The sequence below is a fragment of the Streptococcus sp. 2021WUSS109 genome (assembly GCF_044427305.1).
Taxonomy (GTDB): Bacteria; Bacillota; Bacilli; order Lactobacillales; family Streptococcaceae; genus Streptococcus; species Streptococcus suis.
This window is the reverse complement of record NZ_JAOTGF010000010.1, coordinates 48,789-62,672: the sequence shown is the minus strand read 5'-3', so window position 1 is coordinate 62,672 and position 13,884 is coordinate 48,789. Positions and strand designations below refer to the sequence as shown.

The 13,884-nt window shown below is 42.6% G+C and carries 14 protein-coding genes, 1 pseudogene and 1 riboswitch; of the genes and pseudogenes, 1 reads left to right on the top strand and 14 read right to left on the bottom strand.

What is annotated here, in order from left to right:
• Positions 1–27: 27 nt before the first annotated feature.
• The 4 genes from ODU37_RS05530 to ODU37_RS05515 form a co-directional block, all read right to left on the bottom strand.
• Positions 28–462: a SprT family protein gene (locus tag ODU37_RS05530; RefSeq protein WP_248019572.1), complete on the bottom strand. Its 435-nt coding sequence runs from the start codon at positions 460–462 to the stop codon at positions 28–30.
• A complete protein-coding gene (locus ODU37_RS05525; RefSeq protein WP_249562168.1) occupies positions 449–2,605 on the bottom strand; it encodes a Tex family protein in 2,157 nt (718 codons plus the stop codon). The genes ODU37_RS05530 and ODU37_RS05525 overlap by 14 nt, the downstream gene beginning before the upstream one ends.
• Positions 2,606–2,686: 81 nt before the next feature.
• The gene (locus tag ODU37_RS05520; RefSeq protein ID WP_053866861.1) at positions 2,687–3,529 is read right to left on the bottom strand and encodes an aldo/keto reductase; all 843 of its coding nucleotides are present in this window, start codon (positions 3,527–3,529) and stop codon (positions 2,687–2,689) included.
• 115 nt (positions 3,530–3,644) lie between these two features.
• Positions 3,645–4,160 carry a QueT transporter family protein gene (locus ODU37_RS05515; RefSeq protein ID WP_012027540.1) on the bottom strand — a complete coding sequence of 172 codons (516 nt, stop codon included), beginning with the start codon at positions 4,158–4,160 and terminating at the stop codon, positions 3,645–3,647.
• A riboswitch (PreQ1 riboswitch) is annotated at positions 4,158–4,260 on the bottom strand. It overlaps the preceding gene by 3 nt.
• A 28-nt stretch (positions 4,261–4,288) precedes the next feature.
• Here ODU37_RS05515 and ODU37_RS05510 point away from each other — a divergent pair.
• Positions 4,289–4,726 (top strand): GtrA family protein, encoded by a 438-nt coding sequence (locus ODU37_RS05510; protein ID WP_053866860.1) that lies wholly within the window; start codon positions 4,289–4,291, stop codon positions 4,724–4,726.
• 159 nt (positions 4,727–4,885) lie between these two features.
• Here the strand turns inward: ODU37_RS05510 and ODU37_RS05505 are convergent, their stop codons facing one another.
• The 10 genes and pseudogenes from ODU37_RS05505 to ODU37_RS05460 all read right to left on the bottom strand — a co-directional run bounded on the left by ODU37_RS05505 (position 4,886) and on the right by ODU37_RS05460 (position 13,867).
• Positions 4,886–5,815: a YihY/virulence factor BrkB family protein gene (locus ODU37_RS05505; protein ID WP_053866859.1), complete on the bottom strand. Its 930-nt coding sequence runs from the start codon at positions 5,813–5,815 to the stop codon at positions 4,886–4,888.
• 47 nt (positions 5,816–5,862) lie between these two features.
• Positions 5,863–6,723: a methionyl aminopeptidase gene (locus ODU37_RS05500; RefSeq protein ID WP_024384998.1), complete on the bottom strand. Its 861-nt coding sequence runs from the start codon at positions 6,721–6,723 to the stop codon at positions 5,863–5,865.
• Complete coding sequence (locus tag ODU37_RS05495; protein ID WP_249562167.1) at positions 6,720–7,292, bottom strand: GNAT family N-acetyltransferase; 573 nt, start codon at positions 7,290–7,292, stop codon at positions 6,720–6,722. Before ODU37_RS05495 ends, ODU37_RS05500 begins: the two co-directional genes overlap by 4 nt.
• A gap of 95 nt (positions 7,293–7,387) precedes the next feature.
• Complete coding sequence (locus tag ODU37_RS05490; protein ID WP_024387179.1) at positions 7,388–8,647, bottom strand: UDP-N-acetylglucosamine 1-carboxyvinyltransferase; 1,260 nt, start codon at positions 8,645–8,647, stop codon at positions 7,388–7,390.
• A gap of 150 nt (positions 8,648–8,797) precedes the next feature.
• Positions 8,798–8,965, bottom strand: a pseudogene (locus ODU37_RS05485) (flavodoxin family protein); the annotation flags it as partial.
• A gap of 79 nt (positions 8,966–9,044) precedes the next feature.
• Positions 9,045–10,235, bottom strand: coding sequence for a methionine adenosyltransferase (metK, locus tag ODU37_RS05480; RefSeq protein ID WP_249562166.1), 1,191 nt, complete (start codon positions 10,233–10,235; stop codon positions 9,045–9,047).
• A gap of 380 nt (positions 10,236–10,615) precedes the next feature.
• Complete coding sequence (locus tag ODU37_RS05475) at positions 10,616–11,458, bottom strand: carbon-nitrogen hydrolase family protein (RefSeq protein WP_105147798.1); 843 nt, start codon at positions 11,456–11,458, stop codon at positions 10,616–10,618.
• A gap of 149 nt (positions 11,459–11,607) precedes the next feature.
• Entirely contained in the window at positions 11,608–12,075 is a 468-nt protein-coding gene (locus ODU37_RS05470) for a cytidine/deoxycytidylate deaminase family protein (RefSeq protein WP_105147797.1), read from the bottom strand.
• A gap of 18 nt (positions 12,076–12,093) precedes the next feature.
• Positions 12,094–12,831 (bottom strand): hypothetical protein, encoded by a 738-nt coding sequence (locus ODU37_RS05465; protein WP_161941007.1) that lies wholly within the window; start codon positions 12,829–12,831, stop codon positions 12,094–12,096.
• A 1-nt stretch (position 12,832) separates the two neighbouring features.
• Entirely contained in the window at positions 12,833–13,867 is a 1,035-nt protein-coding gene (locus tag ODU37_RS05460; RefSeq protein ID WP_249562165.1) for a M42 family metallopeptidase, read from the bottom strand.
• Between the last annotated feature and the right edge of the window lie 17 nt (positions 13,868–13,884).

The window sequence follows — 13,884 nt, the reverse complement described above, 5'->3', positions numbered from 1 at the left end:
AAAAAAATCAGCCCGAAGACTGATTCTCTATTCTTTCAAAGTAAGTTTTCCCCTACACTTCCCACATCGGTATTTTTTTAGGTCAATGTGGCGCTTGCGCCGGTAGACTTGTCCACAGGACTGACAGGTATACCGCAGGCTAGGCTTGGCAGCTTGTTCCAGTTTGGGAGCATAGCGCAGGCCGTCCACCGCAGCTAACAGTTCCTTGAAATCCCTGTCTCCGTGCCGATAGCCTTTTTTTTCAAAGTAGAGATGGTAATGGCAGAGCTCGTGGCGGACAATCTTCCGAAAGACTTCTAAGCCTTGCTCCTCCAAGTGCTTGGGATTGAAATCCAGGTGACCATCTTTTGGAAAAAAGCGACCACCTGTTGACCGCAGTCGCCTGTTCCAGACAGCCTGATGCCGAAATTCCTTACCGAAGTCTTGCAAGGAAACTTCTTGTACATACTTATTCAGATCCATTTGGTTCCAAAAGGCTAAGGCCGATACGGTTGCGTTTGATGTCCACTTCAACCACCCAGACCGTTACGATTTCCCCAACAGCGAGGACTTCGCTAGGATGAGGTAAGGCTTGTTGGCGTCCATTCTTATCCCGTTTGCGCTTGACCATGCGTGAAATGTGAACCAAGCCATCTTCATGGACACCGATGTCTACAAAGGCTCCAAAGTCCACAATATTGCGGACTGTCCCTTGCAATTCCTGTCCGACTACCAGGTCCTTAACATCCAAGACATCTTGACGAAGGACTGGTGCTTCAAAGTCATCCCGCAAATCACGACCTGGTTTGAGCAAGTCTGCAATGATGTCCTTCAAGGTTTCCTGACCAACACCGATTTTTTCTGCCGTATCTGCGATAGCCACCTGCTTCAATTTTTCCTGCGCAGCCTCATCTAAGTGGTCAATAGCTAGAAGTTCTAACAGGTTTTCCACAGCCTTGTAAGACTCTGGGTGCACGCCAGTATTGTCCAAAAAGTTAGTCGCATCTGGGATGCGCAAGAAACCAGCTGCCTGCTCAAAGGCCTTGTCACCCAGACGAGGCACCTTTTTAAGCTGCTGGCGAGAGGTCAGGGCTCCATTTTCCTCGCGGTACTTGACGATATTCTCCGAAATGGTCTTGTTGAGACCAGCCACGTGAGCCAAAAGGGCAGGACTGGCCGTATTGACATTGACCCCGACCTGGTTGACCACCGTATCGACCACAAAGTCCAGACTTTCAGACAGAGATTTCTGGTTGACATCGTGCTGGTACTGGCCGACACCGATAGACTTGGGATCGATTTTGACCAGCTCAGCCAGAGGGTCTTGCAGGCGGCGAGCGATGGAAATGGCAGAGCGTTTTTCCACAGGGAGGTCTGGGAACTCATATCGAGCCAGTTCAGAAGCTGAGTAGACAGAAGCTCCGCTTTCATTGACTATGACGTAAGAAACTTCTGGGAAATCTTTGAGTAAATCAGCGACGAAAGCCTCCGATTCACGGCTGGCCGTTCCATTTCCGATAGCAATGATTTCCACTTGGTATTGCCCAATCAAGTCTGCCAAGTCTTTTTGGGCCTGGGCAATTTGACGCTGACCAGCCGGCTCAACTGGATAGATGACCTGGGTTGTCAAAAGTTTTCCCGTCTGGTCTACAACAGCCAGCTTAGCCCCTGTCCGAAAGGCAGGGTCAAAACCAAGGACAACCTTGCCTTTGAGGGGAGATACAAGAAGCAGATTTCGTAGGTTTTTAGAGAAGAGCTGGATTGCTCCTTCTTCTGCTTCTTCCGTCAATTCTGTTCGAATACGACGCTCCATAGCAGGCAAAATTTTCTTCTTGATCGCCTGCTGAATGACATCCTTAATATAGCTATTAGACTGTGGAAAACGCAGTTCGAAGAAACGGATCATTTTATCCACATTGTGTTCAAAAGAAACTTTGAGAACGCCTAATTTCTCCCCACGATTGATAGCCAAGGTCTTATAACCCTGCATTTTTGCCACTTTCTCAGAAAAAGCATAGTAAATCTGAAAGACTTCTTTCTCGTCTGCTTCTTGATCCTTTAACTCTGAAGTAAGGCTTGAATTAGTCTGTACTTCATGGTAGACCCAGGCTCGAAGCTTATTGTCTTCTGAGATAGCTTCCACCAAAATATCCACAGCACCTGCCAAACAAGCCTGGGCAGTGTCAAAACCCTCGCAGATAAAAGCAGCAGCCTGTTCTTCCAAGTCAGCCACATTCTGCAAAATTAGACGAGCCAGCGGGAACAGCCCCGCCTCACGCGCCACCGTTGCCTTGGTCCGACGTTTTTCCTTATATGGCAGGTAGAGTTCTTCCACATCTGCCAACTTTTCCGCTTCCTCGATAGCCTGACGGAGCTGGTCTGTCAATTTACCTTGTTCTTCAATCTTGGCAAGGACGGTAGCTTTACGGTCAGCAAGAGCAGTCAAGGCCTTATCCCGATCGATGATAGACTTGATAACCACCTCGTCCAAGTTCCCCGTCACATCCTTCCGATAACGAGCGATAAAGGGAATAGTGTTGCCTTCAGCCGTCAAAGATAGGACAGTATCAATCTGTTTTAAACTAACGCCCAATTCCTGAGCAATTTTCAAATATTTTTCTTCCATAGCTACTATTATAGCATGAAAGCGGTACAAGTGACTCAATAGAAAAAGCACGTAGATAAACTACATGCTCTCAATAGCTAATTAAAATTCAGCCTGATCCGGGTCAAGTCGACCTTTTACTCCTTCTAGTTTATCCAACTTTGCAACTGCTGTCGGACTAATAGCCAAGCCATCAATTTCCAAATTCGCCTTAATATTTTCTGGACTAGTTGATTTCGGGAGAGGGAGAAAGCCTTTATCTAAAGACCAAGCTAGTGCCAGCTGAGCAACACTACAACCAGCTTCTTTAGCCAAATCAGCTGCTTCTTGGCTTTGGAAAAGGCTTCCTGTACCAAATGGGCTATAGGCCTCCAAGAGAATCCCTTTGGCTTTGCAGTAAGCAACTAATTCTGACTGAGGAGTTCCTGGAGCTAACATAATCTGATTAGCCATCGGGATAATCTCAGCCGTTTCCAGCAAAGCTTCTAGATGGTGTTCCATAAAGTTAGAAACTCCAATTACTTTCACTTTTCCAGCACGATAGAGCTCTTCTAATGCCTTCCAAACCTGGGCATTTCGTTTTTTCCAGCCAATGCTGTCGCGAATACCCTTGGGATTTGGCCAATGGATCAGCAACAAATCCAGATAATCCACCTGAAGTTTTTGCATGGATTCTTCTACTGACGCAAGGGTATCTTCATAGCCAATCTTATCATTCCAAACCTTAGTTGTTAAAAAAATGTCCTCACGAGCTAGGCCACTATCAGCTATAGCCCGACCAACACTAGCTTCATTGCCATAAATTTGAGCAGTATCAATATGACGATAACCAGCTTCCAATGCATAAGAAACCGCACCGTACGCCACTTCACCATCGGGTATCTGCCAAGTTCCAAAACCAATTTTAGGAACAGTTACACCATTTGAAAACGTATATCTTGTCATAAAAGACCTCCTATTTCTTCTATCCCCAGTATAAACTAAATTGTCAATCAATACAAAATAATGCGACCTAAAAATAAAAGACACCCGAAAGTGTCTGCTCACATTTATTGTATACTTACTTTTCAAAATTTATTTTCTTGGATAGTTTGTCGATAACAACAGCTCCAACTAATAGAGAAAGCAATTCTCCTGCTGCTGTTGTCAACCAAGTCAGAAAGAATGGTAAATCATATAAGACTTTTAATTCTAAAGCAATGGTAAACATAGTTGCCGCAAAAAAGAATGAGAAATAAAAGAAAGCCTTGTTAAATAATCCACCGAATAGATAGTCCTTCTTGTATTTTTCAAACAGAATAACTCCCAACGTAACGAAGATTAATGTCGAGAATCCACCCACAAAGAGGTCAATCACGCCAAAACCAATCAAGTTGGAAATCATGCAACCAATGGTCACAGCGATAATATACTTACGATTATAAAAAGCCAAGAAATTGAGCATTTCAGACAAACGAAACTGAACAGCCCCGAAGGAAATAGCATTCAATGGCGGTGTCAAGGTAAGAGCGACATAAATCGCCGCAACAAGAGCAATTTCTGCCATATCTCTGGCAGTCCATTTAGATGTATTCATAAAATTCTCCTTTAGCGAAAAAGCTTAAAATATGCTTGGGTAAAGTGAGCAAGCCCCAAGGGTCATTGAATTTGTCAACAACGTTGATTAGTATAGCATATTTTTGCTAAAAATGATAGACTAGTCCTATGAAAAAACTATTTTATCAACTCATCAATAACGAAGTTATTCTCTATTTGATTGCAGGTGTGGCAGCAACCCTTGTCTATATGGTCACTCGAATGGGGCTATTTTTAGTCATTCCTTCCATTCTATTGGTTACTCTTTTAGCCAATGCAGTAGCTATCCTCTTTGCCTTTTGGACCAACGACCGTTTCGTTTTCAAACAAGCCAGAGAGGGTTGGCCTCAGCGATTGGTCAAGTTTGTATCTGCCCGCATCGCGACCTTGGTCATGGATATGGCTCTAGCCTATTTATTAGTACAAGCCTACCCACAATTGATTGGGCAGTTTGTACATAACAACATCAACCTGGTCAATGCCATTGCGACACTTTTCTCGCAAGTCTTAGTTATTGTCCTAAACTACGTTTTAAGTAAATTATTTGTATTTAAAGATAAGAAATGAGGTTGGGCAAAAAGACCACCCTCGCTTCTCAGAGTTCGTGTCAACATCTCAGCGCAGTGGTTGATTGGCAGATTTGTTCGCGTTTCACACTCCAAATCTGGCCTAATCAACTGTGCGGGGGTGAGAAGACGAACTCATTTTTGAAAATAGAGTTCTTTCTCACTCCCATTCTTTATCTATCGCTGTAAATCTTGCCTTTAGCCTATTCAAGATTGAAACAATATCCCCATCTCTAGCATGAAACTCTTCTACCTGCATACTTTGAACCGTAGCATTAATCATTGCACCAACGATGAGTACCTGAGCCATAAAAATGAACCAAAGCATAAAAACAAGAAAGACGACAGCTGTTACTATTCTAAAATCCAGCAACTTATTGGCATAATTATCAACATAAATCGAAAATAACTTTCCAATAGAAGTCATCGTCAACAGAACAAACAACGTTCCTGGAAAAACATATCGAACTTTTTTTATCCGAACATTTGGCAAAAAGAAATAAAGCATAACCAAGGCGGCAAACAGAGCCATTAAACCTACTAACTGTGTTTGACTAAGAAGTCCCTTCAGCCAGGCGTCTTCAATAGGAACCAGCTTATTAATATAAGAAAAAACTGCCTGCCCGAAAGTCAAAAGCATAATACTTAAGAGGATAATTACCTGCAGACCAATTCCTAAAAATATGCCAATCAAATGCCCAATAATAAAATCACGGTGTTCATTGATGCCATAAGCCTTATTAAAGGCCTTCTGCAAAATGGTCATACTACGTGACAGGGTCCAAAGAGTGGTCAGAATTGAAATCCCTAACCATGATGACGACGGCTTTGTTAATACAGAAGTGATAAAAGATGAAACCGAAGGATAGAGCTTGTCTGGCACAAATTCAGCTACAACCGATAAAATCATATCCACATCAAATGGATAATATGGCAGTAAATTCGCAAGAGTTAGAAGAATAGGGAAAATAGAAATTAACAAATAGTAAGCTACTGCAACACTTGTTACATCGCTATCAGCAGAACGATAAAAAGAAAAGAAGGTTGAGCAGAATGTTTTCAAACCTTCAACTATTTTGGTTTTCTTCATTCTCTCCTCCTTCCTCATTCACCTATTATTCACGACCTCTCCGAGAATTAATAGGTCCCTTCTTCACCTTGACTCGTCAAAATAACTGGACCATCCTTAGTAATGACAAACTGATGCTCATATTGGCAAGATAAGCCACCATCAAGTGTTTTGTGAGCCCAACCAGTCTTCATATCCGTATCAATTTCCCAAGTCCCTGTATTAATCATAGGCTCGATAGTCAAAACCATGCCCTCACGCAAACGGAGTCCACGCCCTTTAGTTCCATAGTGAGGAACCATCGGCTCTTCATGGAAAGTTGGTCCAACGCCGTGACCCACCAAGTCACGAACAACACCGTAGCCCAAACCTTCTGCATATTCTTGAATGGCTGCACCAATATCACCGATACGATTACCAACAACGGCTTGCTCGATACCACGATACAAACATTCCTTGGTCACGTCCATCAAGTTTTGAACTTCCTCAGAGACCTGACCAACCGCATAAGCCCAGCAGGAATCCGCACAACCACCACGATAGGTCTGGGTGATTTTCTTCATAGCCTTAACATCATTAAAGTTGAGCTTAGAAACATCAATTACCGCTTTGTCTAAGGGCTCACTCAAAACCATATCGACCTTCAGCAAATCACCTTCTTTAAGTTTGTAATGACGCGGAAAGGCATGAGCGACCTCGTCATTTAATCCACAACAAGTTGCATAAGGATAATCCATCAATTCTCCATCAACACCAATTTGGAGTGGCAAAACATTCTTTTCCTTACACGTTTTACGGACATATTCCTCTACTTCCCACATGTCCACGCCTGGCTTGATAATCTCTCGCAAACCAATATGAATACCAGCCAGAACATCTCCAGCACGGTTCATTGCATCAATTTCTCGTTGTGATTTAATGGTAATCATTCATTCTCCTCATACATTTCTAAACTAAATTCAGCCCTCTTCAAACTAAATTTTAGATAATTTCTTGTTTTATGGCTATAGCGGTCACTTCCACGATACTGCGCAACCTGTACCAAACCAGCTTTTTTCGCCACCATCTGACTGGCCACATTTTCCTCATGAGTGACAATAACCAGCTCCCTCAGACCAAACTCATAAAAAGCTAGATAGACTAAAGTCCTCACTGCTTCCGTCATTAACCCTCTTCTCCAGTAGTCTTTTTTTAGGAAATAGCTGAGCTCCGCAGAAAGTTGACGTTCATCTACCTTTTCAAAGCAAAGCGCACCAATCATCCTCTCCGAATACTTATCAACTAAGGCCCAGTTTCCCAATGGTGAACGCATAAATTTTTCAACCATTGTCGAAAAAGCAATATTTCTGTCTTCCAAAACTGGAAAGATAAAAGGAAGATTTTCGGGATTTGATACAACTTCATAGAAACTTTCTCCATCTTCAAAAGAAAATGGTCGTAAATACAAACGGTCCGTTTCAAAGTAAGCAAACTTCGCTAGTCTTGTCCAAAGTGTCATAGTGTACCCAAGGGGCTGAGAATTACTCCCAGCCCCAGATTGTTTCGTTTTTTAAATCGTTTACGTTTTGAGAAAGTAGTTCTCAATTAGACTCTCTAATCCTCAATCAATTGAATATCTGCACCTAATTCTGTCAGTTTATCAATAATATTTGAGTAACCACGTAGAATAAACTCAATGTTTGTAATTTCTGTACGCCCTTGGGCCATTAAACCAGCGATAACCATTGCGGCTCCCGCACGCAAATCAGTAGCTTTAACAGATGTACCAGTCAGTTGATTTGGACCTTCAAAGGCAATATGGTTGTTACGAGTAGAGATTTTTGCTCCAAGATTTGCAAGCTCCTGCACATGACCAACACGTTTTTCATAAATCGTATCAACAATCGTACCAGTCCCTTCTGCCTTAAGCAGTAAAGGTGTAATGGGTTGCTGCAAGTCTGTCGCAAAACCTGGATAAGGTGAAGTTTTCACACTTACCGCCTTCAATTTCTCTTGCTTTTCAACAAAAATACTATCTTCAGAAATGGTCATGCGAACACCCATTTCTTCCAACTTAGCGATATAACTCTCTAAGTGTTCATAAAGGACATTATCAATGCGAATACCTTCACCAACAGCAGCAGCAAGGGCAATATAAGTCCCTGCTTCAATACGGTCTGGAATCACTTGATGACGTGTTCCTTTTAGACTGTCTACGCCTTCAATGGTGATAATATCTGTACCCGCACCACGGATACGTGCCCCCATATTGTTAAGCAACGTTGCTACATCAATAATTTCAGGTTCACGCGCCGCATTTTCAATTACTGTACGGCCTTCTGCTTTGACGGCTGCTAAAATAGTATTAACCGTCGCACCAACGCTGACAACATCCATGAAGATATGTGCCCCTTGAATACGCTGACCATTAGTTGCCAAGCGCATATAGTCACCTTCATAGGTTGTCTCAGCTCCCATTGCCGCGAATGCTTTCAAGTGCAAATCAATCGGACGCGGTCCCAAATCACAACCACCTGGCAAACCAACGACAGCTTGACCAAAGCGACCAAGGAGGGATCCGTAAAAATAGTAGGATGCACGCAAGCTATTAATTTTGCCAAACGGCATAGGCATGTCTTTTACACCACGAGGGTCAATCTCAAGCGTCTCACCATCACGCTTGACCGTCGCGCCCATTGTTTTCATAATATCAACTAAGCTATCTACATCCGAGATTGCAGGTACTCCGTCCAGAGTAACAATCCCGTCTGCAAGAATAATGGCCGGAATAAGAGCAACAACTGAGTTTTTTGCACCACTAACGGTAACCGACCCTTTCAGTGTTTTTCCACCATTAATTACAATTTTTCGCATACTAACATTCACTTTCTTAATTTGCCTAAAAAGGCATACGTTTCATTCTATCATAAAGTCTTGGAAAAAGCTAGTTATATAGCAGGCAAAAGGACCGAGCCAATGAGCTCAGTCCTTCATATTTATATACTTTTAGTGAATCTCTCTTTATCATTTATGAAAAATTCTCTGAATTTGCTCTCTTGCATCCACGAGATACAGCTCCAGCTCTTCTCTCGTTAAATAAGGTACTCGCCCATAGAAGATATGGTCAATGACTTGAGCACCGTTGCTGTTGAAAAGCCATTCTGAGGTCAGGGTTTTCATCGCTTGATCAATGTGTAAAGCTTTCTTTTCTAGGATGTGCAAAGACAATTAACGCTTTCATAAACTTCTCACTAAATGGACAACTATTTCATTACAAAACCGCAGTTTTCAAGGCTTCCACCTTGTCCAATTTCTCCCATGGGAGATCAATATCGGTACGTCCCATGTGTCCATAGGCTGCAGTTTGCTTGTAAATCGGACGTTTGAGGTCCAACATTTGAATAATACCAGCTGGACGTAAGTCAAAAATTTGACGAACTGCTGCTTCTAGTTTGCTTTCCGCTACTGTGCTCGTACCAAAGGTATCGATGCGAACTGAAACTGGGTGAGCAACACCGATAGCGTAAGCCAATTGAACTTCCGCCTTTTTAGCCAAACCAGCTGCGACGATATTTTTTGCGATGTAGCGTGCCGCATAAGATGCAGAACGGTCCACTTTGGTCGCATCCTTACCAGAGAAGGCACCGCCACCATGACGCGAATAACCACCATAGGTATCAACGATAATCTTACGGCCTGTCAAACCAGAGTCCCCTTGAGGTCCGCCAATGACAAAGCGACCAGTTGGGTTGATAAAGTAGTTGGTTTGGTCATCCAGATAATGAGCTGGAATGATTTCCTTGATCACACGTTCAATGACATCCTGACGAATTTGCTCCTGGCTAACTTCTGGATCATGCTGGGTCGAAATAACGACTGTATCCACACGAACAGGTTGATTGTCTTCATCGTATTCAACTGCTACCTGTGACTTAGCATCTGGACGGAGATAAGCAATTTCACCAGATTTTCTCAACTCGGCCAAACGACGCACCAATTTGTGACTAAGTGAAATTGGCAACGGCATAAGTTCAGGCGTTTCATCTACTGCAAAACCAAACATGAGCCCCTGGTCACCTGCACCAATCAAATCCAATGGATCTTGACTAGCATCTTGACGAGTTTCCAAAGCTTCATTGACGCCTTGGGCAATATCTGGCGATTGCTCTACAAGTGACGGATGAACCCCAACCGACTCAGCTGAAAAACCATACTCACCTTTTGTATAGCCAATCTCCGCAATCGTATCACGTACCACACGGTTAATATCCACATAGGCAGTGGTTGAAATCTCTCCAAAGACATGAACACTACCTGTATAAACAGCCGTCTCTGCCGCTACGTGCGCATCTGGATCCTCTGCTAAAATAGCATCCAAAATGGCATCTGAAATCTGGTCTGCAATCTTATCCGGATGACCCTCCGAAACAGATTCAGACGTAAACAACTTACGTTCTGACATAAAAATGTCCCCCTTAAAATAGAATATATGCTAGAAACCTAGCGGGTTACTAAGGTTACAAAGAACTAGTCTCCGACTAGTTCTTTGCGAAAGACACCTGTCTTGAACAAAGGAAAATTTCCAGATACTCAACGAGAAAGCAATAACTTCCAAGTATGTCTGCAAAAGTTAACTAGTCTGATAACTACCTTTTCGGGACTTAATAACATAACCATTATAACATGATTTGAGGCTTTTCGTCTTGTAAATCATACGCTTTTACTAAAAAACAGCAGAAAATAATCTGCTGTTTCAATGATAAGAGTAAATAAACTCGTACTGTTTGTGCTTACTTTTATTTCATTGTCTTACCGGTAAAAATTAGGATTTGTAGGAGACAACTATTCTTGCCCACCTCTTATAAATGGTTCTGAAACTGTAGTGTCCAATAATTCTTTATATGCGACTACCTTTCTGAATGTATTCCCCATCATTTCACTACTTCTATATTCTCTTATGGCATCCATATTAAAATCTGCATAATACAATCCTTCTGTCACATCATCTGCTAACATAATTGTATTATCCAGACAAATTCCGTTCTTGTCCCAGCAAATAGGACTGTATGCACAAGAACAACCTGCGTTTTCCCCATTAGCATTTGCCATAGCTATTCCAACCATATTCTCATACGCTCGAGTGGATAAGGCTTGAATACGTGGCCTCATCGAACCACAATCATTTGGTACAAGAATAATTTCTGCACCCTTTAACATCAGCATTCTTGCACTCTCAGGATATTCCCTATCATAGCAAATCATTATACCGATTTTTATGCCATCAACATCACAAACTTTAAATTCAGTTCCTGCCTCAACATCTTTTTCATCAGCAAAATCACAAGTATGTACCTTTGAAGATTTCATCAATATTTCGCCGGACCTATTGATGACAAAAGCTGTATTTTGAGGTTGTCTTTTTCCTTTTGTAAATGATGTTAGTACAACACCTATATCGTACTCTTTTGCAACTTCGCATATTTTCATAATCACTTCGTCATCGCAGGATATACTTTTTTCATACGTCATCGGAAGTTCATAACCTGTTACAAAACATTCTGGAAGTAGCAAAATATCTGCTCCATTTTTTGCTGCTTCCTTCATAGAGCAGATTATAGTATCAATATTTCTTTTGATATTTGAAATTTCTGCACGAGCCTGTAAAATCGCTACTTTAAAAATCATATTTCTCTCTAAAATTCCTAGCTTATGAAGTATCCCTAATGAAAATCAGAGCAAAGAAGCGTCCCTACGACTGATTTTTAAATCTGTTTCTCTTGCTCTAGCGTCAGTTGTTTGTTATCCACCAGCGCCTCCTGAAATGTCTATCGCTTCTAAATAAATTCCGCTTCTGCGATAGCCTGTTTAACCACCTCTAGCGGCAAATGAACCAACTCACAGCCCTTTTCTTTATACAAGTACTGAGCATAGTCATCCATGCGGTATTCATTGATATAGACAACCCGCTTACAACCAACCTGTAACAATTGCTTGGAGCAGTTGAGACATGGAAAATGAGTCACATAGGCAGTAAAACCTTTTGGAATTCCCCGCTCCGCTCCTTGTAAAATAGCGTTGACTTCTGCATGAATGGTCCGTACACAATGACCATCTACTACGAGACATTCTTGGTCCAGACAGTGCTCCGTTCCAGATACCGAACCATTGTAGCCTGTTGCAATCACTTTGTTGTCTTTGACTAAGACCGCACCTACTTTCGCTCGTTTACAAGTTGCCCGATTGGCAATCAAAAGCGCCTGAGCCGCAAAATACTCATCCCAAGCTAAACGATTTGTTGACATGATTTCTCCTTTCTCCACTCAATCCACCATCCCATAAATCTCTGCCAAGTCCTGGGCTGTGACAATACCAACAAGATCCTCTGGTGAATGAAGCTTCCCGCTCGCCTGACGACTGACTAGGACGGTTGTGCGCTTACGCCCCTCAAAATAATTAATTACCTGATAAAGATGGGCTGTTATTGGCAGAACAATTACCTGAATACTATCTTCCTCACAAGCTAGTACGTCTTCAAGACTAGCCTCCACCAATTTTTCACGTATAGAGCCCGTTTCCTTGCTTGCCTTGGCCAACCAATTTGTCAATCCCTTGTCAGAAACCAGGCCTTGATAAACCTTGTCAGAAAAAATAGGAAACTTAGAAAAATGCTCTTGCTCCACAATTTCTAAAGCCTTTATCAATTTGTCCTTGGCTTCAAAAATAACCGGCTTAATTTTCTGGGTCTTTTGCAAATAGTCAGCAATGGTAACCGGTTCTTGGTACTGGGCTATCACTTTTTCCAAAACAGTAATCAATTCCTGCGAAGGTTGGGCTACTTCCTTCAAACCTGTTCGTTTCTCATGAACCATGAGATTACGCAACTGACGAGCCACATAGAGTTTATCCCAGTTCGCCTCAACGGGATTATGTCGCGTCAATTCCTTTGCCTTGGTCAACATAGAGCCTACATCTGCATATTCCCCATCCGCAACACCGCACACCCTACGCAAGACCTTATCCAAGTCATTGAATAACTCTAAAAAACGGGTTTCATTCATCTTAATCTACCATTGCTGATTTCAAATAGGCATCTACCATCCGCTCAGTCGCAACTACAGAATCCAAATGGGTCCGTTCATAGGAATGGCTAGACTCAATGCCAGCACCAAGCAGTGCATGCTTGACATCTGCACCTGCTCGCATAGCTGCCGAAGCATCGGAACCATAGTAAAGATAAATATCCAACTTGTAAGGAATTCCATCTCTTTCAGCCAAGGCTACCAAGTACTGACGAAGTTCATAATGGTAGGGACCTGAGCCGTCCTTGACACAGATAGAAACTGTATATTCGTCAGTTTGCTGGTCATCTCCCATTGCCCCCATATCGACTGCCAAATATTCAACCACCTGAGCAGGAATGCTGGAGTTGGCACCGTAGCCAATCTCTTCATTGTTTGAAAAATAGAAATGTGTCGTATAAGGCAAGGTCGCTCCCGCTTCCTTATAGACCTTCAATAGATGAAGCAAGATAGCTGCGGATACCTTATCATCCAAGTGACGACTCTTGATAAAGCCAGTTTCTGTCACGACGGTACGAGGATCAAAGGAGATAAAATCTCCGACTTCAATACCCAAGGCCCGCGTCTCGTCCGCATTGGTCACTTTTTCGTCCAAACGAATTTCCATATTGGTCTGATTGCGCTCAGCGGTACTGGCATCCCGATAGACATGGACAGAGGTCTGGTGCATGAGAATGGTACCTGTGAAAGTCTTGCCATTTTTAGCGCAATGAATCAAACAATTTTCTCCCTCAATAGAAGGGTATCCAAATCCTCCTACCAAATCCATTTTGAGTCGACCATCCGGTTTCACTGCACGCACCATGGCACCCAGTGTGTCAAGATGGGCAGTCAACATGCGGTGTTCCTGGTCATTTTCCCCCGGAACTGTCACCAAAATACCACCTTTAGCAGTCTTGATTGCCTCATAGCCGAAGCTTTCCACTTCTGCCTTGATGTAGTTCATAATGTCCGTCGTAAAGCCTGTTGGCGACGGTGTATTGGTCAGTTTAACGATGTAATCAAGTGTCTTCATGAAAACCTCCTTATTTT